Origin of the sequence: Streptomyces spiramyceticus, assembly GCF_028807635.1 — a bacterium.
GTDB lineage: Bacteria > Actinomycetota > Actinomycetes > Streptomycetales > Streptomycetaceae > Streptomyces > Streptomyces spiramyceticus.
Window position 1 is genome coordinate 525678 of sequence record NZ_JARBAX010000001.1, and the last position, 25042, is coordinate 550719.

The 25042-nt window shown below is 69.2% G+C and carries 22 protein-coding genes and 1 pseudogene; 5 read left to right on the forward strand and 18 right to left on the reverse strand.

Annotated elements, in window-relative coordinates:
* Positions 1-3: 3 nt before the first annotated feature.
* A complete protein-coding gene (locus PXH83_RS02255) occupies positions 4-432 on the reverse strand; it encodes a DUF948 domain-containing protein (RefSeq protein WP_214925961.1) in 429 nt (142 codons plus the stop codon).
* A gap of 148 nt (positions 433-580) precedes the next feature.
* Here PXH83_RS02255 and PXH83_RS02260 point away from each other — a divergent pair.
* Together PXH83_RS02260 and PXH83_RS02265 are read left to right on the forward strand one after the other, a co-directional pair.
* A pseudogene (locus PXH83_RS02260) lies at positions 581-2391 on the forward strand (ATP-binding protein).
* 223 nt (positions 2392-2614) lie between these two features.
* Entirely contained in the window at positions 2615-3817 is a 1203-nt protein-coding gene (locus PXH83_RS02265; protein WP_274556079.1) for an IS110 family RNA-guided transposase, read from the forward strand.
* A 462-nt stretch (positions 3818-4279) separates the two neighbouring features.
* Here PXH83_RS02265 and rpsD read toward each other — a convergent pair whose 3' ends face one another.
* Entirely contained in the window at positions 4280-4894 is a 615-nt protein-coding gene (rpsD, locus tag PXH83_RS02270; RefSeq protein ID WP_138894445.1) for a 30S ribosomal protein S4, read from the reverse strand.
* Between the two features lie 185 nt (positions 4895-5079).
* Between rpsD and PXH83_RS02275 the strand changes: the two genes are divergently transcribed.
* The gene (locus PXH83_RS02275; protein WP_274562635.1) at positions 5080-5802 is read left to right on the forward strand and encodes a DUF2470 domain-containing protein; all 723 of its coding nucleotides are present in this window, start codon (positions 5080-5082) and stop codon (positions 5800-5802) included.
* 22 nt (positions 5803-5824) lie between these two features.
* On the opposite strand, the gene PXH83_RS02280 is transcribed toward PXH83_RS02275, so the two are convergent.
* The 4 genes from PXH83_RS02280 to PXH83_RS02295 form a co-directional block, all read right to left on the reverse strand.
* The gene (locus PXH83_RS02280) at positions 5825-7195 is read right to left on the reverse strand and encodes a replication-associated recombination protein A (protein ID WP_274556088.1); all 1371 of its coding nucleotides are present in this window, start codon (positions 7193-7195) and stop codon (positions 5825-5827) included.
* 39 nt (positions 7196-7234) lie between these two features.
* Entirely contained in the window at positions 7235-7876 is a 642-nt protein-coding gene (locus PXH83_RS02285; RefSeq protein ID WP_274556090.1) for a vitamin K epoxide reductase family protein, read from the reverse strand.
* 176 nt (positions 7877-8052) lie between these two features.
* Complete coding sequence (hisS, locus tag PXH83_RS02290; protein ID WP_274556092.1) at positions 8053-9315, reverse strand: histidine--tRNA ligase; 1263 nt, start codon at positions 9313-9315, stop codon at positions 8053-8055.
* Positions 9316-9327: 12 nt separating this feature from the next.
* A complete protein-coding gene (locus tag PXH83_RS02295; RefSeq protein WP_274556094.1) occupies positions 9328-10017 on the reverse strand; it encodes an MBL fold metallo-hydrolase in 690 nt (229 codons plus the stop codon).
* Positions 10018-10176: 159 nt separating this feature from the next.
* Here PXH83_RS02295 and PXH83_RS02300 point away from each other — a divergent pair, with 159 nt between their 5' ends.
* Both PXH83_RS02300 and PXH83_RS02305 read left to right on the forward strand, forming a co-directional pair.
* The gene (locus PXH83_RS02300) at positions 10177-10986 is read left to right on the forward strand and encodes a peptidylprolyl isomerase (RefSeq protein WP_274556097.1); all 810 of its coding nucleotides are present in this window, start codon (positions 10177-10179) and stop codon (positions 10984-10986) included.
* Positions 10987-11128: 142 nt separating this feature from the next.
* A complete protein-coding gene (locus PXH83_RS02305; RefSeq protein WP_274556098.1) occupies positions 11129-12358 on the forward strand; it encodes a DUF349 domain-containing protein in 1230 nt (409 codons plus the stop codon).
* A 75-nt stretch (positions 12359-12433) separates the two neighbouring features.
* Here PXH83_RS02305 and PXH83_RS02310 read toward each other — a convergent pair whose 3' ends face one another.
* From PXH83_RS02310 to PXH83_RS02365, 12 genes are all read right to left on the reverse strand, one after another.
* Positions 12434-15112 carry a RelA/SpoT family protein gene (locus tag PXH83_RS02310; RefSeq protein WP_274556100.1) on the reverse strand — a complete coding sequence of 893 codons (2679 nt, stop codon included), beginning with the start codon at positions 15110-15112 and terminating at the stop codon, positions 12434-12436.
* Between the two features lie 160 nt (positions 15113-15272).
* Positions 15273-15818, reverse strand: a complete 546-nt coding sequence (locus tag PXH83_RS02315; protein WP_274556102.1) for an adenine phosphoribosyltransferase — start codon at positions 15816-15818, stop codon at positions 15273-15275.
* The gene (secF, locus tag PXH83_RS02320) at positions 15815-16930 is read right to left on the reverse strand and encodes a protein translocase subunit SecF (protein ID WP_274556104.1); all 1116 of its coding nucleotides are present in this window, start codon (positions 16928-16930) and stop codon (positions 15815-15817) included. The genes PXH83_RS02315 and secF overlap by 4 nt, the downstream gene beginning before the upstream one ends.
* A 1-nt stretch (position 16931) precedes the next feature.
* Complete coding sequence (gene secD, locus PXH83_RS02325) at positions 16932-18677, reverse strand: protein translocase subunit SecD (protein WP_274556106.1); 1746 nt, start codon at positions 18675-18677, stop codon at positions 16932-16934.
* A 152-nt stretch (positions 18678-18829) separates the two neighbouring features.
* Complete coding sequence (gene yajC, locus PXH83_RS02330; RefSeq protein WP_274556109.1) at positions 18830-19318, reverse strand: preprotein translocase subunit YajC; 489 nt, start codon at positions 19316-19318, stop codon at positions 18830-18832.
* 165 nt (positions 19319-19483) lie between these two features.
* A complete protein-coding gene (gene ruvB, locus PXH83_RS02335) occupies positions 19484-20551 on the reverse strand; it encodes a Holliday junction branch migration DNA helicase RuvB (protein ID WP_274556112.1) in 1068 nt (355 codons plus the stop codon).
* A 52-nt stretch (positions 20552-20603) separates the two neighbouring features.
* Entirely contained in the window at positions 20604-21233 is a 630-nt protein-coding gene (gene ruvA / locus PXH83_RS02340) for a Holliday junction branch migration protein RuvA (protein WP_274556115.1), read from the reverse strand.
* Entirely contained in the window at positions 21230-21775 is a 546-nt protein-coding gene (gene ruvC, locus PXH83_RS02345; protein ID WP_274556116.1) for a crossover junction endodeoxyribonuclease RuvC, read from the reverse strand. The genes ruvA and ruvC overlap by 4 nt, the downstream gene beginning before the upstream one ends.
* Before the next feature lie 154 nt (positions 21776-21929).
* Positions 21930-22685: a YebC/PmpR family DNA-binding transcriptional regulator gene (locus tag PXH83_RS02350; protein ID WP_214976646.1), complete on the reverse strand. Its 756-nt coding sequence runs from the start codon at positions 22683-22685 to the stop codon at positions 21930-21932.
* Between the two features lie 63 nt (positions 22686-22748).
* Positions 22749-23339, reverse strand: coding sequence for a pyridoxal 5'-phosphate synthase glutaminase subunit PdxT (gene pdxT, locus PXH83_RS02355; RefSeq protein ID WP_214926020.1), 591 nt, complete (start codon positions 23337-23339; stop codon positions 22749-22751).
* Between the two features lie 8 nt (positions 23340-23347).
* Entirely contained in the window at positions 23348-24256 is a 909-nt protein-coding gene (pdxS, locus tag PXH83_RS02360; protein WP_214926027.1) for a pyridoxal 5'-phosphate synthase lyase subunit PdxS, read from the reverse strand.
* 102 nt (positions 24257-24358) lie between these two features.
* A complete protein-coding gene (locus tag PXH83_RS02365; protein WP_274556125.1) occupies positions 24359-24907 on the reverse strand; it encodes a hypothetical protein in 549 nt (182 codons plus the stop codon).
* Positions 24908-25042 lie beyond the last annotated feature (135 nt).

Here is a 25042-nt window from a genome sequence, read left to right on the forward strand (position 1 = left end):
GCTTCAGCCCTTCCGCTTCCTGCGCCGGGGGGACGGTACGGTCCGGCCGACGATCACAGTGCGACGGGACGGTTCCGCCGGGGTGTCCTTGCTGCGGCCGATCGCCCGGCGGACGCCGTATCCGAAGGCCGCGACCTTGACGAGCGGGCCGCCGAAGGTCGACGCGACGGTCGTGGAGAGCGCGGACGCGTTGGAGGTGACTTCCTGGACGTCGGAAGCGATGGCGTCGACCCGGTCGAGCTGGGTCTGCGCGGAGCGCACGGTCGCGGAGGCGTCGGCCAGCAGCGGGACGGCCTGTTCGGTCACGTCCGCCACGAGCTTGGTCGTTGCCTTGAGCGTCTGAGCCAGCCTCACCAGCACCACGGCGAGAAAGGAGACCAGGATCGCCCAGAAGACGGCCACCAGGATGCCGGCCACCTCTCCACCGGACACTTTGCACCGCTCCCTGTACGTGAGAAAAGTCGTCCTGCGAGCCTATCGCGCCGGGGCTCGGGGTCCGTACCGCATTACGTGTGCGTGGAGCGGGAGTTGCGCAGCGTGATTGTACGGAGTGCTTACGGATGGGTACGCTCCGTGTCCCATGCGACGCACTCTTCATTCTGTGTCCCCCTCGTCCCCCTCTCCCGATCACGGCAATCTGCCCGCTGAGCTGAATCCGTTCGTGGGGCGGCGCGAGGAACTGGCGGAGCTCGGCCGCCTGCTGGAGGAAACCCGGCTGGTCACCGTGACCGGGGTCGGTGGGGTCGGAAAAACGCGATTTGCCCTGCGGGCAGGTGCAGGGCTGCAGGAACGGTACTGCGACGGAGTGTGGCTGGTGGAGCTGTCCGCCCTCGACGACGCCGACCTGCTGGAACAGGCGGTCGCTGAGGCGCTGGGGCTGACCGATCACACCAGCAAGCCGCCGCGCGATGCGCTGGTCGGGCATCTCGCCGAGCGTCAACTCCTGCTCGTACTGGACGGATTCGAGCATCTCGTCGATGCCGTCGCCGGTCTGGTGCGGGAACTGCTCCGGCGCGCGCCGGACCTGTGTGTGCTGGCCACGGGGCGGCTGCCGCTGTGCGTCGACGGCGAACAGACCTTCCCGCTTCCGCCTATGCCGGACTCCGACGCGGTCCAGCTCTTCGCCGACCGGGCCGCCGCGGGGCAGCCCGGTTTCCGGCTCACGGAGACCAACAACTCCGCCGTCCGGGAGCTGTGCCGTCGCCTGGACGGGATTCCGCTCGCCCTGGAGCTGGCCGCCGGGCGGCTGCGCGCCCTGTCCGTGGAGCAGGTGCTCGACCGGCTCGACGACCGGTTCCGGCTGCTGACCGGCTCCACCCGGGGTGCACTCCCCCGGCACCAGACGCTTCGTACCGCGATCGGCTGGAGCCATGAGCTGTGCACGCCGGCGCAGCGTGCGAACTGCCCAATCTGCGCAGGGCGATGGAGTACTCGCTGGAGAATCCGGAGGACGTGCATCTGGGCCAGTACCTGGCCGGCACGCTCTGGTTCTACTGGGTCGGCTGCGGACGCCTGTCGGAGGGGCGCCACTGGCTGGACCACGCGCTGGAGGCGGAGAGCGCGCACGAGGCGCACCGGCTGAAGGCGCTGTGGGTGCTCGGTTATGTGGCCGTGCTGCAGGGCGACGCGATCGGGGCGCTCGCCGCGCTCCAGGAGTGCCGCGAGGGCGCCGACCTCGCCGGTAACGCCGTGGCGGCGGCGTACGCCGTACACAGGTCGGGCTGTCTGGCGCTGGTGTCCGACGACATGCCGCGCGCGGAGGAGCTACTGCGTGAGGCGCTCGCGCGGTACGAGGAGATCGGCGAGCTCAACAGCAATGTGCTGATGGGGCAGGTCGAGCTGGCGATGGCGATGGCGTTCAGCGGCGACCTGGAGCAGGCCGTCGCGATCTGCGAGGAGGTCAAAGAGGTCTGCGAGGACCACGGTGAGCGCTGGGCACTCGCGTACGCGCTGTACGTCCTGGCCTATGCGGCATGGACGCACGAGCGGACCGACCGGGCCCGGGAGCTGCTCGAAGAGTGCCTCGCCATCGACCACGCCTTCCACGATCTGCTGGGCGCGGTGCTCGCACTGGAGCTGCTGGCTCTGGTCACGCTGGACCAGGGCGATCCGGCGGAGGCGGCCGTGCTGCAGGGGGCGGCCGAGCGGATTTGGCCGTCGGTGGGGCTGCCGCTGCTCGGTTCGGCGTACTACAACGCTCCGCACGCGCTGTGCGAGAAGCGGGCGCGCGAGCGCCTCGGCGACGGCCCGTACGAAAAGCTCCGGCGCGAGGGGGCTCGGCTGGGCCTGGACGCGGCGGTGCGGAGGGCCCTCGAAGGGCCGCCGACTCCGGCGGATCCTGCCCCGCCCCGGTCGCACACCGTGCGTTCCCCCCCCCCATTACCTTCTTGATCAGCCCCGCAATGGGGTTCCCGGCCTCCGGGACGGCATGACTGCTCCCCCCTGTAGTTCGCATGATCTGGGGGGTGGTGTCACCGCTCCCGGAGGCACTGGTAGACCGCTGATGAGGGGCATGACCACCGACTCCTCCGGGAGGTAGGGAGGTTCTTCGTAATGTGGATGCCGGCAGCTGGTGCCGCAGGTGAGGCCGGGACCGTACGACCGGAGAGAGCCTGTGATCGACACCAGTGACATCGGCGCCTTCCTCGGCTTGGACGTCGGCAAAGGCGAACACCACGCCACCGCCCTGACTCCGGCCGGGAAGAAAGCCTTCGACAAGCGGCTGCCCAACAGCGAGCCCAAGCTCCGCGAGGTCTTCGCCAAACTGATCGCGAAGCACGGCACCGTGCTCGTGGTCGTCGACCAGCCCGCCTCTATCGGCGCCCTGCCACTGGCAGTCGCCCGGGACGCGGGCTGCCAGGTCGCCTATCTTCCCGGGCTCACGATGCGGCGGATCGCCGACCTCTACCCGGGCGAGGCCAAAACCGACGCCCGCGACGCGTTCATCATCGCGGATGCGGCCCGGGCGATGCCCCACACGCTGCGGTCCATCGAGCTCGCAGACGAGACGGTCGCCGAGCTGGAGATGATCGTGGGATTCGACGACGACCTCGCAGGTGAGGTCACCCGGGTCGCGAACCGGCTCCGCGGGCTGCTGACTCAGATCCACCCGCACCTGGAGCGAGTTGTCGGCCCGCGGATCCAGCACCCGGCCGTCCTGATGCTGCTGGAACGCTTCGGGTCCCCGGCCCAGATCCGCAAGGCCGGACGCCGACGGCTCGTGAACCTGATACGTCCCAAGGCCCCACGGATGGCCGAACGCCTGGTCGAGGACGTCTTCACCGCCCTGGACGAGCAGACCGTGGTCGTCCCCGGCACCGACGCCGCCGCACTGATCGTCCCGAGCCTGGCCGGCTCGCTCACCGCCGTGCTCGACCAGCGCAAACTCCTCGCCACCAGGATCGAGGAACTGCTGGCCAACCACCCTCTTTCAAAGGTCCTGACGTCCATGCCGGGGATCGGCGTCAGGACCGGAGCAAGGATCCTCATCGACGTCGGTGACGGCAGCAGCTTCCCGTCCGCCGCCCACCTCGCCTCCTACGCCGGCCTCGCCCCGGCCACCCGCAGCTCCGGCTCCTCCATCCGCGGCGAACAACCCTCCCGGCGAGGCAACAAACAGCTCAAGAGAGCTTTCTTCCTCTCCGCGTTCGCCGCCCTGGCCGATCCGGCCTCCCGCACCTACTACGACAAGAAGATCAAGCAAGGCAAGCACCACACCCAGGCCATCCTCTGCCTCGCCCGCCGCCGAGCCGACGTCCTCTTCGCCATGCTCCGAGACGGCACCTTCTATGAAACACGATCAGCCAAGGCGACTTGAGCCAACAGCCATTGCTCGTCAGCCGCTCAGGACTGGGCCAGACCAACCGCGAAGCTCACTATCGAAACAGCGGCGAGAACACCACAGGTGACCCTGACGGTCGCAGGCGTCAGGAGCCGACTGCCCCCCACCGTGTTCGCCGCGAAGCCGTGAATCCGCCACGCAACATCGCGGTAGTTAAACGCCACCATCAAAGTGGCGGCCCCAAAGACCAGATCCCGCCCAAGCTCAGCCCACGCACTCATCAGTTCTCCCCCAGAGACAGCCGATGCCCAGTATGCAGAGCCCGGGCTCCCACCAGACCGCGATCACCAGCCTGAGGCTGCCCGGGCCGCTTGACGAAACCCATAGGGGCACCCCCCCCGCAACGGGGACACGCAAACGCGCGAGCCCGCCGCCTCCCGTTCCGTACGGAACGCGGAGACGACGGGCTGAGGCACTTGCCCGACTACGGCCGCTGGATCAGCGGGCGTAGTACTCGACGACGAGCTGCTCGTCGCAGATGACCGGGATTTCCTTGCGGTTCGGGTCGCGGTCCAGGCGGAAGGCCAGGGCCTTCAGGTTCACCTGGAGGTAGCGCGGCGTCTCACCCTCGGTGTCGTAGCCACCCTCGCGAGCGACCTGGAAGGGGTGCTTCTCGCGGCTGCGCTCGCGGACCATCACGACGTCGTCGGGACGGACACGGAACGACGGCTTGTCGACCTTGCCACCGTTGACCTCGATGTGGCCGTGAACGACCATCTGACGGGCCTGGTAGATCGTGCGGGCGATGCCCGAACGCAGGATGAGCGCGTCGAGGCGGCGCTCAAGCTCGATGACCAGGGCCTCGCCGGTCTTGCCTTCGGCCTTCTTGGCGCGGTCGTAGGCGCGGGCCATCTGCTTCTCGCTGATGTCGTACTGCGCGCGCAGACGCTGCTTCTCGAGCAGACGGACCTTGTAGTCCGAGTTCTGCTTGCGCCCACGGCCGTGCTCGCCCGGCGGGTACGGACGGGCCTCGAAGTACTTGACAGCCTTCGGCGTCAGCGCAATACCGAGCGCACGGGACTTCTTGACCTTGGGACGCGACTGGTTAGGCACGTTCTCCAGACCTCCGTTGTAGGTTAGGTTAGGCTCACCTTACTCAAGGAGATCGCATGTCTCGCCCGGGGAACACCACGCACCTCACGGACAACACGAAGAAGGCCGACAGCGAAAGTGTCGACGCGACGGAGGTCCGATCAGATCGTGGTCAGCCGCGTCCCAGCGGACTTGAAATCGCGCGGATGCCGTCAGCAGCCGAGCGCACACGAACTCTCGTACAGAGTACCTGCTCCGCGGTGGTGCTTCTGCCGGGTCCTGCCGTGGCCCGTCCCGAGCAGCTGGTTCCCGAGGAGCGGAGCGTCGGCCCCGACGGCGAAGTGTTCCTGCTCTTCCCCGCGGATTCACCGGTCGTACGCGCCGCCACGCACGCCCAGGACGACGAGCTGGCCGTGACGCTGGAGATCACGGATGTCGCGCCGGTCTCGGTCCCCAACCGTATCCGGGGCCGCGCCTGGGTCTCCGGCTGGCTCACCTGCGTACGCGGGGTGGCCGAGCCCGGGCGCATGCTGGTGCGGCTGGAGGTCGGCGAGGCCAGTGTGGACGATCTGTGGGGCACCGGATCGGTCGAGCCGGAGGAATTCGCGACGGCGGCCGCGGACCCGATCGCGGAGCACGAGGCCGAGCTGCTCCAGCATCTGCACTCGGCGCACGGCGACCAGGTGCGGCAGTTGTGCGGGCTTGTGGGAGAACGGGCCGAGTCCGGCAACGGCGATGGGGCCACCGAGTACAGCACGGTGCCCGTGGCGCTGGACCGGTTCGGGCTTCGGGTGCGCTTCAGCAGCTCCGACAGGCACGGTTTCGACGGGCACAGTTTCGACGCACGGTTCGACTTCCGCGAACCGGTGCGCGACATCATCGGGCTGCGCCGTGCCATGCACCAGCTCTTCGAGGCCGCCGCCCACTGACGCCGGCGGCTGACACGGTGGGTCAGGGGCGTGCGTCCGACGGGCCGTCTCCGCGCAGCCTGCCGCGCACCTTGTCCACGACGTCGGCGTAGCGGGCTTCCGCTCCGTAGCGCGTGGGCTCGTAGTAGGTCTTGCCGTGCACGGCGTCCGGGGCGTACTGCTGCGCGGCGATCGCGCCCGGCACGTCGTGCGGATACACATAGCCCTGCGCATGGCCGAGCTTGGCCGCGCCCTTGTAGTGCCCGTCGCGAAGATGCGGCGGGACGGGGCCCGCCAGTCCCTTCCTTACGTCCTCCTGGGCGGCGAAGATCGCATTCGTCGCGGCGTTGGACTTGGGCGCGAGGGCCAGCGCGATGGTGGCGTGGCTGAGGGTGAGCGCGGCCTCCGGGAAGCCGATCATGGCCACGGCCTGGGCCGCCGCCACAGCCGTCGGCAGCACGGTCGGGTCGGCCAGGCCGATGTCCTCGCTGGCCGAGATCATCAGCCGCCGGGCGATGAACCGGGGGTCCTCGCCCGCTTCGATCATTCGGGCCAGGTAGTGCAGTGCGGCGTCCACGTCGGAGCCGCGGATGGACTTGATGAGGGCGCTCGCCACGTCGTAGTGCTGGTCGCCGTCGCGGTCGTACTTCACCGCCGCGCGGTCGACGGTCTCCTCGACCGTTTCGAGCGTGACTTCCTTGTCGCCCTTGGCCATGGCCGCCCCCGCGGCCGCCTCCAGAGCGGTGAGCGCGCGCCGGGCGTCGCCGCCCGAGATCCGCAGCAGATGCGCCTCGGCGTCGTCGGCCAGCGTGACCGCGCCGCCGAGACCGCGCTCTTCGGTGAGCGCCCGGTGCACCAGGGAGCGCAGATCGTCGTCGGTCAGCGATTCCAGCGTGAGCAGCAGGGAGCGGGAGAGCAGTGGGGAGATGATCGAGAAGTACGGATTCTCGGTCGTCGCGGCGATGAGAGTGACCCAGCGGTTCTCGACAGCGGGCAACAGGGAGTCCTGCTGGGCCTTGCTGAAGCGGTGGATCTCGTCGAGGAAGAGGACGGTCTCCTTGCCGAAGCCGCCCGATGCGCGGCGGGCGCCGTCGATGACGGCCCGCACTTCCTTGACGCCGGCGGTGATCGCGGAAAGCTCCACGAAGCGCTTCTGCGTGGCCTGGCTGACGACATACGCCAGAGTCGTCTTGCCGATCCCGGGCGGGCCCCAGAGCAGCACCGACGACGGGCCCGCGGGACCGCCGCTGCCCTCACCGACCAGTCGGCGCAGCGGCGCTCCCGGCTTCAGCAGGTGCTGCTGGCCGACGACTTCGTCGAGGGTGCGCGGACGCATCCGGACGGCCAGGGGGCTGCTGGACGGATCCTTCAGCTGGCGGTCTTCTGCGGCTGCGGTGAACAGGTCTGGCTCCACGCATGAAGCCTATGTCAGCCCACTGACAACGCCGACGGCTCAGCTCTGGCCGGTCCAGAAGTCCCACCAGCGGGTCAGGATCAGCATGCCGATGATCCCGATCCACAGCACCGGCGGCACCCAGTGGAATTCCACCAGTGCGCTGCGCAGGCCCTCGGGGGCCCGGATGATGCGGTGCTTGATGTTGTGCGTGGTGACGTAGCAGAACATCACGATGGTGGCGACCCAGGCCAGGCAGCACCACAGGCACAGCGAGCCGATGTTGTACAGCGACTGGTACTGGAGCCAGGTGCAGAAGCCGACGCCGAAGAGCGTGCCCGCGTTCAGGCCGAGCCAGAACCAGCGGCGGAAGCCTGCCCCGGCCAGCAGGGCCACGCCGATGCAGACGACCATCGCGTACGTGACAAGGCCGAGCATCGGGTTGGGGAACCCGAAGGCCTCGGCCTGCTCGCTCTTCATGATGTTTCCGCAGGCGACAATGGGGTTGAGGCTGCAGCCCGGTTCGAAGTTCGGATCTTCGAGCAGTTTGATCTTGTCGATCGTGATGATCCACGAGGCCAGCAGTCCGGCCAGACCGCTGATCACCAGCAGCAGGGCGAACCCACGGCCGCTGCCTGTCGTGCCCTTCGGATCCTCTCCCGCACGGTCGGAGGAGACGTCGTCTACCGCTGCAGTCGTCATATCGCCGTTCCATCGCTCAGTGGCCTGCCGGGCAGGGCCATTCTGCCGCACTACCACCCGTGTCCACCGTTCGATGGACATAAGGAAGTACGTATGTCCGCGCAGGTTGACGGCCGGCCGGCAAGGGCCCGGTAGTCCAGTGGACGGCCGGGCCCTTGCACGCAGGTCGGGCCGGGTCAGCCGAGGCGGCGCCGGATCTCGTCCGTCACCTTGTCCAGGGCGACGGCCTCCTGCTCGCCGGACTCCATGTCCTTGAGCTGGACCACGCCCTCCGCCAGGTCCCGTTCACCCGCGACGATCGTGAACCGGGCGCCGCTGCGGTTGGCCGCCTTCATGGCCGCCTTGACGCCCTTCCCGCCGTACGCGAAGTCGGCGGCGACACCGGACTTGCGCAGCTCGGTGACCGTACCGAACAGCAGCCGGCGGGCCTCCTCGCCGAGCGGCACCGCGAAGACACTGGTCGTCGCGGGCAGTTCGAGCTCGATGCCCTCCGCCTCCAGCGCCAGGACCGTGCGGTCCACGCCGAGCGCCCAGCCGACCGACGGCAGCGAGGGGCCGCCGATCATCTCGGACAGGCCGTCGTAGCGGCCGCCGCCGCCCACCGCGGACTGCGAGCCGAGACCGTCGTGGACGAACTCGAAGGTGGTCCGCGTGTAGTAGTCGAGGCCGCGCACGAGCTTCTCGTCGTCCTCGTAGGAGACGCCCGCCGCGTTCAGAAGCTCGCGTACCTGCTCGTGGTACGTCTTGCACGCGTCGCACAGGTAGTCGCGCAGCATCGGAGCGCCCACGAGCTGCTTCTGGACCTCGGGACGCTTGTCGTCGAGTACGCGCAGCGGGTTGATCTCGCTCCGGCGGCGGGTGTCCTCGTCGAGGTCGAGCCCGCCGAGGAAGTCCTGCAGCGCGGCCCGGTAGACGGGACGGCACTCCTTGTCGCCGAGCGAGTTCAGCAGGATGCGGAACTGGGACAGGCCGAGCGAGCGGTACGCCTGGTCGGCGAGGATGATCAGCTCGGCGTCGAGCGCCGGGTCCTCGGTGCCGATCGCTTCGGCACCGACCTGCGAGAAGTGCCTGTAGCGGCCCTTCTGCGGGCGCTCGTAGCGGTAGTACGAGCCGGAGTACCAGAGCTTGACGGGCAGGTTGCCGGCCTTGTGCAGGTTGGCTTCCAGGGCCGCGCGGAGCACGGACGCGGTGCCCTCGGGGCGCAGGGCGAGCTGGTCGCCGCCCTTGGTGGTGAGGGTGTACATCTCCTTGGTCACGATGTCGGTGGACTCACCGACTCCGCGCGCGAAGAGCTCGACGTTCTCGAAACCCGGCGTCTCGATGTAGCCGTAGCCGGAGTTCTTCAGCGGTGCGGCGATGGCCTCGCGTACCGCCAGGAACGTCGCGGACACCGGCGGGATCAGGTCGTACGTGCCCTTGGGGGCCTTGAAGGTACTCACAGGAAAGTCTCGTCACATTCCTCGTCGGGGAGCGGCGGCCAGACCGTTCAGATACGGGTTGGTGGCGCGCTCGCGGCCGATGGTCGTCTGGGAGCCGTGGCCGGACAGCACCACGGTCGAGTCGTCGAGCGGCAGGCACACGCGGGCCAGCGACTCGAGCAGCTCGGCGTGGTCGCCGCCGGGCAGGTCGGTGCGTCCGACGGAGCCGGCGAACAGCAGGTCGCCCGAGAAGAAGACCGACGGGATGTCGGTCTGCTCGGGCAGCCTGAAGGTCACCGACCCCTTTGTATGGCCGGGCGCGTGCGAGACGGTGAAGTCGAGACCGGCCAGCTTCAGCTCCGCGCCGTCGGTCAGCTCCAGGACGTCGTCGGGCTCGCCCACGGTCAGCTCGCCCATCAGGGGCATGCCTATCGAACGGCCCAGGGCCTTTTCCGGGTCGCTCATCATGTACCGGTCGGCGGGGTGGATCCACGCCGGTACGTCGTGTGCTCCGCACACCGGGACGACCGAGGCGACGTGGTCGATGTGGCCGTGTGTGAGCACGACGGCGACGGGCTTGAGCCGATGCTTGGCGAGCGTTTCCTCGACTCCCGCGGCGGCCTGGTGGCCCGGGTCGATGATCACGCACTCCTCGCCTGCGGCGGGGGCGACCAGGTAACAGTTGGTCCCCCAGGCCCCGGCGGGGAACCCGGCAATAAGCACGATCGTCCTCAATATGTCGTCCGGCGGGAGGCTGCTGTGGTGATTTGCAACAGGTCAGAGCCTACCGGCGCCGCTCAGCCCACAGCGAACCCATATACGGTACGGGCAAGCTCGGCTCGGCCGGACCAGTGACAGACGAGACGTACGAGGAGAACACCGGTGGTCAGCAACGATCAGCGGCGGCGCCAGCTCGCCCGGGAAAAGTTCGAACGGCAGCAGCAGCGCCGCGCCGCGGCCCGGCGCAAGTCGCGCCGCCGCAACGCCGTGATCGCCTCGGCGCTCGCCGTTGTGCTCGCGGCGGGAGCGGCGGCGTTCGCCACCGGCGCTCTGAGCGGCAGCGACGACGGCAAGCAGAGCGTCGCCGACTCGACGCCCAGCAGCTCGCCGTCGAAGGCGCCCGACCCGTGCGAGAAGCCCGGCGCCGGTTCGGTCAAGAAGATGTCGTTCAAGAAGGAGCCGGCGCTCACCGTCGACAAGTCGGCGTCGTACGCAATGAAGTTGCAGACGACCTGTGGCGACATCACGCTCGCCCTGGATGCGGCGAAGGCTCCGCGCACGGTGAACTCCTTCAACTTCCTCGCCGGGAAGGGGTACTTCGACCACACCAAGTGCCACCGCCTGACGACGGCCGGCATCTACGTCCTGCAGTGCGGCGACCCGACCGCCCAGGGTTCCGGCACCCCCGGCTACAAGCTGCCGGACGAGAACCTGAAGGACCCGAAGCTCAAGGGCGCCGTCTACCCGGCGGGCACGGTCGCGATGGCGAACGCGGGCCCGGGCACCGGCGGCAGCCAGTTCTTCCTCGTCTATCAGGACAGCAAGTTGCCTCCCAACTACACACCGTTCGGAACCGTCAAGAGCGGTCAGGACGTGCTGAAGAAGATCGCTGACGCCGGTGAGGCGACCGGGCAGGGCGACGGGACGCCGAATGCCACGGTCGTCATCGACAAGGCGACGGTCACCAAGTAAATCCGGCAGGGCGGGATGCGGACAGCCGCCCTGCCGTTCGCCTATGTTGGCGGTGTGCGGGGCGCCTGTGGCTCCGCGAAGAAACTGTGGACGATGCCCGGGGGTCTCAGGCCCTTCGCAGGCATCATGTGGAGGAGGCGCTGTGAGCAGCGACCCGTGGGGCCGTGTCGACGAGACCGGCACCGTGTACGTGCGTACGGCCGATGGCGAGAAGGTCGTCGGATCCTGGCAGGCAGGCTCTCCCGAGGAGGCTCTGGCCTACTTCGAGCGCAAGTACGAGGGCCTGGTTGTCGAGATCGGCCTCCTCGAGCGGCGGGTGAAGACCACCGACCTGTCGGCCAAGGACGCCCAGACCGCGATCGACCACCTGCGCAAGCAGGTCGACGAGCACCATGCTGTCGGTGACCTCGACGCGCTGAGCAAGCGCCTCGACGCGCTGGTCGCGACGGTCGAGTCGCGCCGCGAGGAGCGCAAGGCCGAGAAGGCGAAGCAGACCGACGAGGCGAAGCACGCCAAGGAGAAGCTGGTCGCCGAGGCGGAGGAGCTGGCGCAGAGCGAGCAGTGGCGGGCCGCCGGTGAGCGGCTGCGGGCGCTCGTGGACATCTGGAAGGGCCTGCCGAGGCTCGACCGGAAGTCCGACGACGAGCTGTGGCACCGCTTCTCGCACGCCCGCTCGGCGTTCTCCAAGCGGCGCAAGGCGCACTTCGCGTCGCTGGACGCCCAGCGCGAGGAGGCCCGTAAGGCCAAGGAAAAGCTGGTGGCGGAGGCCGAAAGCCTTTCGGGCTCCACCGACTGGGCTACGACGGCCGCGCGCTACCGCGACCTGATGACCGAGTGGAAGGCCGCCGGCCGCGCCCAGCGCGACGCCGAGGACGACCTGTGGAACCGCTTCCGCGGCGCCCAGGACGTCTTCTTCGCCGCCCGCAGCGAGGTCTTCGCCGAGCGGGACGCGGAGCAGTCCGAGAACCTCAAGCTCAAGGAGGAGCTCGCCACCGAGGCCGAGAAGCTGGTGCCGGTGAAGGACCTGAAGGCGGCCAGGGCCGCGTTCCGTTCCCTCAACGAGCGCTGGGAAGCCATCGGCCACGTGCCGCGCGACGCCCGCCCGAAGGTCGAGGGCCGGATGCACGCGGTGGAGCGGGCGCTCCAGGAGACCGAGGAGAACGAGTGGCGCCGTACGAACCCTGAGGCGCGTGCCCGCGCCGCGGGTCTGACGGGCCAGCTCCAGGACGCCGTCGACAAGCTGCGTACGCAGATCGACGCGGCGCGCGCCGCGGGCAACAACGCCAAGGCCGACAAGCTCGCCCGCGAGCTCGAAGGCCGGCAGGCGCTGCTCGACCAGGCGCTGAAGGGCCTGGAGGAGTTCGGCGGCTGATGAGCCGACGCGAAGGCCCCGGTACGGATCTCCGTACCGGGGCCTTCGTTCGTACCGCTCGTACCGCTCGTACGGCTACGGCCTGCGGGCCGAGGTCACCCGGTAGACGTCGTACACGCCCTCCACGCCCCGTACGGCCTTCAGGACGTGTCCGAGGTGCTTGGGGTCGCCCATCTCGAAGGTGAAGCGCGAGGTGGCCACCCGGTCACGGGACGTCTGGACGGCCGCGGACAGGATGTTGACGTGCTGGTCGGACAGCACGCGGGTGACGTCCGAGAGCAGCCGTGACCGGTCGAGCGCCTCGACCTGGATGGCGACCAGGAAGACCGAGGACTGGGTCGGTGCCCACTCGACGTCGAGGATGCGCTCGGGCTCCTTCGACAGCGACTCGACGTTCACACAGTCCGCGCGGTGAACCGAGACGCCGCTGCCCCGGGTGACAAACCCGATGATGGGGTCGCCGGGTACGGGCGTACAGCAGCGGGCCAGCTTGACCCACACGTCGTCGACGCCCTTGACGACGACGCCCGGGTCGGCGTTGGCGCGGCGCTTGCCGCGGCCGTGCGTGGGCGGTGTGCTCTCGGCGATGTCCTCGCTGGCGGCCTCCTCGCCGCCGACGGCCTGCACCAGCTTCTGTACGACGCCCTGCGCGGCCACATGGCCTTCGCCGATCGCCGCGTACAGGGACGAGATGTCGGGGTAGCGCATCTCGTGCGCGAGGGTGACGAGCGAGTCGCCGGTGAGGATGCGCTGGATCGGCAGGTTCTGCTTGCGCATGGCGCGCGCGATGGAGTCCTTGCCCTGCTCGATCGCCTCGTCGCGGCGCTCCTTGGAGAACCAGGCGCGGATCTTGTTGCGGGCGCGGGGCGACTTGACGAAGCCGAGCCAGTCGCGGGAGGGTCCGGCGCCGGCCGCCTTGGAGGTGAAGACCTCCACCAAGTCGCCGTTGTCGAGGGTCGATTCGAGGGGTACGAGCCGCCCGTTGACCCGCGCCCCTATGGTCCGGTGGCCGACCTCCGTGTGGACGGCGTACGCGAAGTCGACGGGTGTGGCACCGGCCGGGAGCGCTATGACGTCGCCCTTGGGCGTGAAGACGAAGACCTCGTTGCGGGACAGGTCGAAGCGCAGGGACTCCAGGAACTCGCTGGGGTCCTCGGTCTCTTTCTGCCAGTCGAGGAGCTGGCGCAGCCACGCCATGTCGTTGACGGTGTCCTGGCCGCGCCCGGTGTTCTTCGGTACGTCGGTACGCACCTTGGAGGCGCCTGCTACGGCCTCCTGCTTGTACTTCCAGTGGGCGGCGATGCCGTACTCGGCGCGGCGGTGCATGTCGAACGTACGGATCTGGAGCTCGACGGGCTTGCCGCTGGGGCCGATGACCGTCGTGTGCAGCGACTGGTACATGTTGAACTTGGGCATCGCGATGTAGTCCTTGAACCGGCCGGGGACCGGGTTCCATCGCGCGTGGACGGTGCCGAGGGCCGCGTAGCAGTCGCGGACGGTGTCGACAAGTACACGAATGCCCACCAGGTCGTAGATCTCGGCGAAGTCGCGGCCTCGCACGATCATCTTCTGGTAGACGCTGTAGTAGTGCTTCGGTCGGCCGGTGACGGTGGCCTTGATGCGGGCGGCGCGCAGGTCGGACTGGACCTCGTCGGTCACTATGGCGAGGTATTCGTCGCGCTTGGGGGCGCGCTCGGCGACGAGGCGCACGATCTCGTCGTACATCTTGGGGTAGAGGATCGCGAAGGCGAGGTCCTCCAGTTCCCACTTGATGGTGTTCATGCCCAGGCGGTGGGCCAGGGGCGCGTAGATCTCAAGCGTCTCGCGGGCCTTCTTCTCCTGCTTCTCCCGCTTGAGGTAGCGCATGGTGCGCATGTTGTGCAGGCGGTCGGCGAGCTTGATGACCAGGACGCGCGGGTCCTTGGCCATGGCGACGACCATCTTGCGTACGGTCTCCGCCTGTGCGGCCTCGCCGAACTTGACCTTGTCGAGCTTGGTGACGCCGTCGACGAGGAGCGCGACCTGGTCGCCGAAGTCACGGCGCAGGGTGTCCAGGCCGTACTCGGTGTCCTCGACGGTGTCGTGCAGCAGACCGGCCATCAGCGTCGCCGGGTCCATGCCGAGCTCGGCGAGGATCGTCGTCACGGCGAGCGGGTGCGTGATGTACGGGTCGCCGCTCTTGCGCTTCTGACCGCGGTGCCAGCGCTCGGCGACCTGGTAGGCGCGCTCGATCTGGCGCAGTGTCGCGGTCTCGATCTTGGGGTCGTTGCCGCGCACGGCCCGCAGGAGCGGTTCGAGGACCGGGTTGTACGGGCTGGAGCGCTGCACTCCGAGACGGGCGAGCCTGGCCCGTACACGGTTGGAGGAGCCGCCGCCGGTGCGCGGGGTGGAGCCCTGGACGGGCTTGGGCGCGGAGACGGGCGTGATGCCGTTGGCCCTCCCCCAGCCTTCGGCCGGGGGGACCCCCATCTCGCTCCGCTCGGGGGCGGCCTTGGGCTTGCCGGCCGGTTCGTCGTTCTTCGCGGGAGCCTTCGCGGGAGCGGCGCTCTTCGCGGGCCCGGCTGACGCGGCGGGAGGGGCGCTCTTCGCGGGCGGGTTGCTCTTCGCGGGAGCGGGGCCCTTCCCCGGAGCGGGGCTCTTCGCGGGCGCAGCCGAGCCTGCCGCGGCCTTGTCGGCCTGCTTCGGGTCGGGCTGCGCGGCTGCGGGTCCCCCCGGACGGGCGCTGGGGGAGAGTGGCTGGGCCTCGTCTGGCAAGAGCGCTCCTCGTGCGGGTCCGGGTCCCCCGGTCAGGCCCGGAAAGTCCATGGTATCGATCCCCGGGCTCCGGTTCGCCCCGGGCCTGTTACTTGGGGGAACGCGAGAGGCGGGCCCGGGAATTCCTCCCGGACCCGCCTTTCCCGTATGTCGATCCTGGTCAGACCGTGATCAGGGCCTCCAGCGGAGCGCCCTTGAGGGCCGGTTCCAGACGGGCACGCCCGTCGAGGAAACCGAGCTCCATGAGCACCGCGACCCCTGCGACCTGCGCACCTGCCCGCCGGATGAGCTCCAGCGAGGCTTCGGCGGTGCCGCCGGTGGCGAGGACGTCGTCGATGACCATGACGCGGTCGTCCGCGTTCAGGTCCTCGGCGTGGATCTCGATCTCGGCGGTGCCGTACTCCAGCTCGTACGCCTGCTTCAGCGTCGCACCCGGCAGCTTCCCCGCCTTGCGTACGGGGATGAAGCCGAGGCCGGCGCGGATCGCGACCGGCGCGGCCAGGATGAAGCCGCGCGCTTCCAGGCCGACGACCCGCGTGGCGCCGTACCGTACGCACAGCTCGGCGAGGGCGTCGGTCAGTGCGGTGAACGCCACGGGGTCCGCGAGCAGGGGGGTGATGTCCTTGAACATCACGCCCGGCTTCGGATAGTCCGGGACGTCCCGGATGCGGCTGAGCAGGAGCTCCTGCGTGCTCGTGCCCGTCATCGCCGCTTCCCCGAAGGCTTGCCGCGGCCACCACTGCGCCCACGGGGCCGGCCGACGACCGCACCGGCGGTCTCGGCGTCGTCCTCGAACCGGTCCTGCGGCCCGTCCGGGCCGTCGGAGTCCTCCGCCGACTCGCCCTTGGCGGCAGCGGCCGCCCGCTTGGCGAGCACCCGCTTCTTCAGGGCCTTCATCTGCGGCTCGCGCTCCTTCAGGTCGGCGACCAGCGGAGTGGCGATGAAGATCGAGGAGTACGCACCGGCGGCGAGGCCGACGAACAGCGACAGCGAGATGTCGTTGAGCATGCCCGCGCCCAGCACACCGCCACCGATGAACAGCAGGCCCGCCACCGGGAGCAGCGCGACGACGGTGGTGTTGATGGAACGCACCAGGGTGCCATTGAGGCTGCGGTTGGCGATCTCGCTGTACGTCCAGCGGGTCTGCTTGGTGATGTCCTTCGCGCCCTCCTTGAGACCGTCGAAGACGACGACGGTGTCGTAGAGGGAGTAACCAAGGATGGTGAGCAGACCGATCACGGTGCCTGGGGTGACCTCGAAGCCGACCAGTGCGTACACACCGACGGTGATGGTGAGGTCGTGGATCAGGGCGATGAGGGCGGCCACGGCCATGCGCCACTCGAAGGCGATGGCCAGGTAGATCACCACCAGGATCATGAAGATCGCGAGACCGGTCCAGGCCTTGTTGGCGATCTGCTCACCCCAGCTGGGGCCGACCAGTTCGGCGTTGATGGACTCTGCCGTGACGCCCAGTTCCTCGGCGAGCTTGTCCTCGACCGGACTGGAGCTCTTGGTGTCCAGACCACTGATCTGGATGCGCATGCCGCCGTTGCCGAGCTCCTGGACGATCGCGTCGTGCCCGGAGGCCTTTTCGGCCTCCTCCTGGACCTGCGCGACCGACACATCGGTCTTGGGCGTGGTGAAGACGGCACCGCCCTCGAACTCGATGCCCATGACCAGACCCCGTACCGCCAGGCCGACGATGGCCGTGATGGTGATCAGGATCGAGATGCCGTACCAGATCATCCGCTTGCCGACGAAGTCGTAACCGACCTCACCGCGGTACAGGCGGGCGCCGATGCTGCCGAGTCGAGACATCTCAGGCCTCCTTCGTGTCGATGGGGGCGGAGACGCGACGCGTGCGGCGCAGCGGGGGCTGGACGCCGAGTCGCTTCGGGTCCAGGCCGGACCACGGGTGGCCACGGCCGAAGAACTCCGTACGGGCCAGCAGGGTCATCAGCGGCTTCGTGAAGAGGAACACCACGACCACGTCGAGCAGGGTGGTCAGGCCGAGCGTGAACGCGAAGCCCTGGACCTTGCCGACGGTCACGAGGAACAGCACTGCGGCGGCGAGGAACGACACGAAGTCGGAGACCATGATGGTGCGCCGGGCACGCGGCCAGGCACGCTCGACGGCCGGCCGGAGCGTACGGCCCTCGCGGATCTCGTCACGGATGCGTTCGAAGTACACGATGAACGAGTCCGCGGTGATACCGATCGCGACGATGGCACCGCACACCGCGGGCAGGTTCAGCGCGAAGCCGATGCCCGGGCCGAGCAGCGTCATGATCGTGTACGTGAGGACCGCCGAGACCAGGAGGCTGACGATCGCAACGAACGCCAGGCCGCGGTAGTAGGCGACCAGGTAGATGACGACCAGGGCGAGACCGATCGCACCGGCGATCAGACCGGCCTTGAGCTGCTCGCTGCCGAGCGCCGGGCTGACGGTGGTGACGCTGTCCTCGTCGAAGGAGAGCGGGAGCGCACCATAGGAAAGGATGTTGGCCAGTTCCTGGGCGGATTCCTGGGTGAAGCTGCCGGTGATCTCGGCGTTGGCGCTCAGGGTCTGGTTGACCGTGGGGGCCGAGACGACCTCGCCGTCGAGGACGATGGCGAACTGGTTCTGCGGCTGCTGCTGCTGAGACAGCTTGCTGGTGATCTTCTGGAACTTCTTGGAGCCACCGTCGGTGAACTCCATGTTGACCTTCCAGAGGCCTCGCTGGGTGTCCAGCTGGGCACTGGCGTCGTCGACGTCCTTGCCGTTGACCTCGGCCGGGCCCAGGATGTACTTCTCCCATTGGCCTGCGGTGTCCTTGCCACAGGCGACCGCCGGGTCCTCGGGCCTGACGCCCTCACCGGCCTTGACGCGCTGGGCCTCCTTGGTGCAGTCGAGGGCCAGGAACTTCTCCTGAAGCTTGGTGACCTCGGGGTCCGCCGAAGGTGTGGGCGAAGGCTTGGTGCTCGCGTCCGGGCTCTTGGACGGGCTGCCCGTCGGAGTCGGCGTCGGGGCCTTGAGCGCGTCCGTGACGGCGCGGCCCTGAGTGGTGGGGCTGGTCGACGGGGTGGCGGTCGGCGTGGACTTGTCCTTGTCGCCGTCCTTGCCGCTCGTCGAGGCACTCGGGGAGGGAGTGGCCTTGGGGTCCGGCGTCGGGGTGCCGGCGGCGAGCGTCAGCACCGGCCGGAAGTAGAGCTGAGCGGTGGTACCGACCTGCTCCCGGGCCTGCTTCTCGTTCGTCCCCTTGGGGATGTTGACGATGATGTGCTCTTCGCCCTGGGTCTGAACCTCGGCTTCGGAGACACCCAGACCGTTGACGCGGCGGTCGATGATCCCGACCGCGGTGTCCATGTTGGTCTTGTTGACCGCGTTGGGCCTGCCGGGCTCGCTCTTCGCCTTGAGCGTGATGCTCGTACCGCCGGCGAGGTCGATGCCGAGGCGCGGTGTGAGCTCACCGGCCGCGAACATCCCGCCGGTGAGGGCGACCATGGCGATCAGGATCAGAGCCAGGGCACGCCCTGGCCTCCCCGGAGCGCCCGCGGGCCTGCGGCCCTTCTTCGGTGCTGCCACCTTCTCGTTTCTCCCTGTCCAACCGCCCCCGCGCCGGGTGAGCGCCGGGGGCGGCCACGAAGTATGTGGGGCCCAGCCCCGCAGAAGCAGAAGTCGGCACGGTCCGGGGACCGCGGTACGCCGGTGGGCGTCGCCGCGGTCCCCGTGCGTGACTACTTGGCGTCGCCCTCGCCGTCGGCCTTCTTGTCCTTCGGCTCGTCGCCGGCCGCGGCGACAACGTCGTCCGCCTCGTCGGCCTTGTCCGCCTCGGGCTTCTTGCCGAGGTCGATGCGCGCGTCGCCGTCCGCGTCCGCATCTGCGGCTTCGGTCAGCGAGGAGGCGTCGTCCGGGACGAGGGGAGCGTCGGTCTTGAGGTCGTCCGCGCCGTGGACGATGCGGTTGTACTCCTCGTCGCCGAGGACGGCGCCGACGGAGTTCTTCGCGTAGACGGCGTGCACGCCGGGCGCGACCTCGAGCAGGATCGTGTCGTCGTGGACTTCCTTGACGGTCGCGTACATGCCCCCGATCGTCCGGATGCCGGTGCCGGGCTGCATCTCGTTGCGCATCTGCGCAGCCGCCTGCTGCTTCTTCTTGGCGGACCGGGTCATCAGGAACATGGCCCCGATGAGCACGATGAAGGGGAGGAGGGTCACGATATCCACGGGACGAAATTCCTTCGCACGACCGCGCTGGGAGGCGGCCTGATCTACGGGGGTGGGCACGCCGACCTGGAAGGGCGGCATCGGCGGAGTCTAAGCGAGTCCGCATCAATGGAACAACGCCCAGCATCGCATCGTGGTTCCTTGCCGGGCGAGCCTCCCGCGCCGTCAGGCCCCGAAGAGGCCCTGTTGTCCGCTTCCGCCGGGTCCGTGCTGGGGCGGCACCAGCCCCAGATGCGCCCATGCTGCGGGCGTGGCCACCCGCCCGCGCGGGGTACGGGCCAGCAAGCCCTCCCGTACGAGAAAGGGCTCGGCCACCTCTTCGACGGTTTCCCGCTCCTCCCCCACGGCCACCGCGAGCGTCGACAGCCCCACCGGTCCGCCGCTGAACAGCTTCAGCAGGGCACCGAGGACGGCGCGGTCGAGGCGGTCCAGGCCCCGGGCGTCGACCTCGTACACCTTGAGGGCGGCGGCGGCGATGTCGCGGTTTATGACGCCGTCGGCCTTGACCTGGGCATAGTCCCGGACGCGGCGCAGCAGGCGGTTCGCGATGCGGGGCGTGCCCCGGGAGCGTCCGGCGATCTCGGCGGCGCCCTCCACGTCGATCTCGACGTCGAGGAGACGGGCGGAGCGGTGGATGACCCGCTCCAGCTCGGCCGGTTCGTAGAACTCCATGTGCCCGGTGAAGCCGAAACGGTCGCGCAGCGGGGGCGGCAGCAGGCCGGCCCTGGTGGTGGCGCCGACGAGGGTGAACGGCGGCAGTTCGAGCGGGATGGCGGTGGCGCCGGGGCCCTTGCCGACGATGACGTCGACACGGAAGTCCTCCATGGCCATGTAGAGCATCTCTTCCGCCGGGCGGGACATCCGGTGGATCTCGTCGAGGAAGAGGACCTCGCCCTCCTGGAGGGAGGAGAGGATCGCGGCGAGGTCGCCGGCGTGCTGGATGGCGGGGCCCGAGGTGATGCGGATCGGGGCGTTCATCTCGGCCGCGATGATCATGGAGAGGGTGGTCTTGCCGAGTCCGGGGGCGCCGGAGAGCAGCACGTGATCGGCGGTGGCGCCGCGTGCGCGGGCCGCGCGCAGGACCAGGTCGAGCTGCTCGCGGACCTTCTCCTGGCCGACGAACTCGTCGAGGTCCTTCGGGCGCAGCGCGGCCTCGACGGCCTGGTCCTCGCCGTCGGCGCCGGAGTCGACCAGGCGCTGGTCGATGTCGGGTCCGGTCTCGTCCCAGTTCATGTACGGATCTCAGTTCTCGCGGTCAGCATTCGTGCGGGCGGCGTTCATGCGGTCAGCGGGCGCGGTTGAGGGTCTGGAGCGCGGCACGCAGCAGTTGCGGTACGGGCGGCTGGTTGCCCCCGGCGAGGGCGGCCTCGGCCTGCGGTGTGACAGCGGCGACCGCTTCCTCCGCCTCGCGGGACGCGTACCCGAGGCCGATGAGCGCGGCCTGCAGCTGCTCCCCCCACGGCGCGGGCCCCGATGCGACACGCTGGGCGCCCAGGTGTGCGCCGGTGCCGAGCGGTGCGCCGAGGCGGTCCTTGAGTTCGAGGAGAAGCTTCTGGGCGCCCTTCTTGCCGATGCCGGGCACCGCGGTGAGCGCCTTCTCGTCGCCGGTGGACACGGCGACGCGCAGCGCGTCCGGGGAGTGCACGGCGAGCATGGCCTGGGCGAGCCGGGGGCCGACGCCGCTGGCGGTCTGCAGGAGCTCGAAGACCTGCCGCTCGTCGTCGTCCGCGAAGCCGTACAGGGTGAGCGAGTCTTCCCGTACGACCAGGGAGGTCGCGAGCTTCGCGTCCTGGCCGATGCGCAGCGTGGACAGCGTGTTCGGCGTGCACTGCACGGACATGCCGATGCCGCCGACCTCGATGACGGCCGTGGTCGGGGCGAGTGCGGCGACCGGGCCGCTGACGAACGCGATCATCGCGTGACCTTCCGTACGGGGATGCGGGGGGCGCGGGCCGCGGCGTGCGCCTGCTGGAGGCGGTTGAGCGCGGGAGCGCGCCAGATGTGGCAGATGGCGAGCGCGAGCGCGTCGGCGGCGTCGGCGGGTTTGGGCGGGGCGTCGAGTCGTAGCAGCCGGGTCACCATGGCGCCGACCTGGTCCTTGTCGGCCCGGCCGCTGCCGGTGACCGCCGCCTTCACCTCGCTCGGTGTGTGCAGGGCGACGGGCAGTCCGCGGCGGGCCGCGCAGAGCATCGCGACGGCGCTGGCCTGTGCGGTGCCCATGACCGTACGGACGTTGTGCTGGCTGAACACCCGCTCCACGGCGACGAATTCGGGCTCGTACTCGTCGAGCCACTGCTCGATGCCCCGCTCGATGGCGACCAGCCGCTCGCCGAGCTCGGCGTCCGCCGCCGTACGGACGACTCCGACGCCGGCCATCTTCAGGGGGCGGCCGGCGACGCCTTCCACCACACCGACACCGCACCGGGTCAGCCCCGGGTCCACGCCGAGTACACGCATCGCGCCCCTCCCCCCACTCGACCAACTGTTCCTGCGTCCATGCCTGATCAGCACAGTAGCGGCTGGCTCTGACAACGCACGGACGGGCCGCCGGGAGCGTGTCCCGTCGGCCCGTCCATGCTTCTTAAGGCACTGTCGACGTGCTGATCAACCCTCAGGCCGCGTCGACCTTCTCCATGACCTCGTCCGAGACGTCGAAGTTGGCGAAGACGTTCTGCACGTCGTCACTGTCCTCCAGCGCGTCGATGAGCTTGAAGATCTTCCGCGCGCCTTCCTCGTCGAGCTCGACCTGCATGGTCGGGACGAAGTTGGCGTCGGCCGAGTCGTAGTCGATGCCGGCGTCCTGGAGCGCGGTGCGGACCGCGACCAGGTCGGTGGCCTCGCTCAGGACCTCGAAGGACTCACCGAGGTCGTTGACCTCCTCGGCGCCCGCCTCCAGGACGGCGTCCAGGACCTCGTCCTCGGACAGCTCGCCCTTGGGGACGATGACAACGCCCTTGCGGTTGAAGAGGTACGAGACGGAACCCGGGTCGGCCATCGAACCGCCGTTGCGGGTCATGGCGACACGTACGTCGGAGGCGGCACGGTTGCGGTTGTCGGTGAGGCACTCGATGAGCACCGCGACACCGTTCGGGCCGTAGCCTTCGTACATGATCGTCTGGTAGTCGACGCCGCCCGCCTCAAGACCGCCACCGCGCTTGACCGCGGAGTCGATGTTCTTGTTGGGGACGGAGCTCTTCTTCGCCTTCTGGATGGCGTCGACGAGCGTCGGGTTGCCCTCGGGGTCGATGCCGCCGGTACGCGCGGCGACCTCGATGTTCTTGATCAGCTTCGCGAAGAGCTTGCCGCGCTTGGCATCGATCACGGCCTTCTTGTGCTTCGTCGTAGCCCATTTAGAGTGGCCGGACATCCGCCTGTCTCCTTCGCGTAACCAACTTCTGCTGCGTTCGCCAGAGATCCTACCGGGATACGGTCAGCGCCCGGCGCGCACCATGTCCGTAAAGAGCTGATGCACCCGGTGGTCACCCGTCAGTTCCGGGTGAAAGGACGTGGCAAGGGCGTTTCCCTGCCGTACGGCGACAATGTGGCCCTCGTGCTCGGCGAGCACCTCGACCTGGGCGCCGACCGACTCCACCCACGGGGCGCGGATGAAGACGCCCTCGACGGGGTCGCCCTCGATGCCGGCGACGTCGACGGTTGCCTCGAACGACTCGTTCTGACGGCCGAAGGCGTTGCGGCGCACGATCATGTCGATGCCGCCGAGCGTCTCCTGGCCCGAGCGCGGGTCGAGGATCTTGTCGGCGAGCATGATCAGGCCGGCGCAGGTGCCGTAGACGGGCATGCCGTCCTTGATGCGCTCGCGCAGCGGCTCCAGCATGCCGAACAGCACGGCCAGCTTGGACATCGTGGTGGACTCGCCGCCGGGGATGACCAGGCCGTCGATCTCCGCGAGCTCCTCGGGGCGCCGGACCGGCCTGGCCGTGGCGTCGGCCACGGCCAGGGCGATCAGGTGCTCCCGTACGTCGCCCTGGAGAGCCAGGACTCCGATCACAGGGTTGCTCATCACAGGTACTACCAGCCGCGGTTGGCGTAGCGCTCGGACTCGGGGAGGGTGTCGCAGTTGATGCCGACCATGGCCTCACCCAGGTTGCGCGAAGCGTCCGCGATGATCTTCGGGTCGTCGTAGAAGGTGGTGGCCTTCACGATGGCGGCGGCGCGAGCGGCCGGGTCGCCGGACTTGAAGATGCCGGAGCCGACGAAGACGCCCTCGGCACCGAGCTGACGCATCAGCGCGGCGTCGGCGGGGGTGGCGACGCCGCCTGCGGAGAAGAGGACCACGGGCAGCTTGCCCAGCTCGGAGACCTCCTTGACCAGCTCGTACGGGGCGCGGAGCTCCTTGGCGGCGGCGTACAGCTCGTTGTTGTCGTAGCCGCGCAGGCGGGCGATCTCGTTCTTGATCTGGCGCAGGTGACGGACGGCCTCGACGACGTTGCCGGTGCCGGCCTCGCCCTTGGAGCGGATCATGGCCGCGCCCTCCGCAATACGGCGAAGGGCCTCACCCAGGTTGGTGGCGCCACAGACGAAGGGGGTGGTGAACGCCCACTTGTCGGAGTGGTTGACCTCGTCGGCCGGGGTCAGGACCTCGGACTCGTCGATGTAGTCGACGCCGAGGGACTGGAGGACCTGGGCCTCGACGAAGTGGCCGATCCGGGACTTCGCCATCACCGGGATCGACACGGCCTCGATGATCTCTTCGATCATGTTCGGGTCGGACATCCGGGCCACGCCGCCGTCCTTGCGGATGTCGGCCGGCACGCGCTCCAGCGCCATCACGGCCACGGCGCCGGCGTCTTCGGCGATCTTCGCCTGCTCGGCGTTGACGACATCCATGATGACGCCGCCCTTGAGCTGCTCAGCCATGCCGCGCTTGACGCGTGCGGTGCCGGTCTCGGGGGCCTGGGTGGTGCTGGTGCTGGACACGGGTGGACCTCGCTGGGGAAGGGGAAGGCTCTTGCCTCCCCGAGGAAACAGTTGCCGACCAGTCCACTGCAAGGGCCAATGGATAGGCGGTGGCTCGTTTTGCTAGCTTCCGGGGCGGTCGGCCAGTGCCACAGGAGGCTCGTCGTCCATCTCGAACGCCAGGGGGAACGGGGCGTGGCCTGCCAGCCGGAACCAGCGGACCTTGCGGTGGCGGCGCAGTGCGCGGGCCGCGCGCACGGAATCGTTGTGGAAACGCCGTGCCATCGGGACGCGCCGTACGGCCGCTGCGAGCTCCCCTGCGGCCTCCTCGCCGCCGGGCGCCTCCTTTACCGCTTCGACCTGCGCGGTCTCCCCGAAGACCGCCCGTAGCGCCTGGCTGAGCTCGCTCTCCGCGACCTCGCGGTGGTCCTCTTCGGCCTGACGCGCGGCGTGCGCGGCCTCGTACAGGACGATCGAAGCGGCGGGGTCGAGCACGCCGGACGTTGCCAGCTCCTGGGTGACCGAGGCGCGGCGCAGCAACTGGGCGTCCAGGGCGGCGCGGGAGGCGTCGATACGAGCGTGCAGACGGTCGAGGCGGCCTGCGGTCCAGCTGAGGTACAGCCCGATCGCGACGAGGGCTACGACGATCCAGATGATCAGGGTTACGGTCACGGGCGGCAAGGTTACCGGGGTGCGGTGCCGGCTCTTGGCTTACGCAGCTTTGCCCGTGCGGGGTTTGGCTTGCGCCGGGTGGGCCCGTGCGGGGTCGGGCCGCTCCGGGGGCGCCATTCGGGACTGCATGATTTA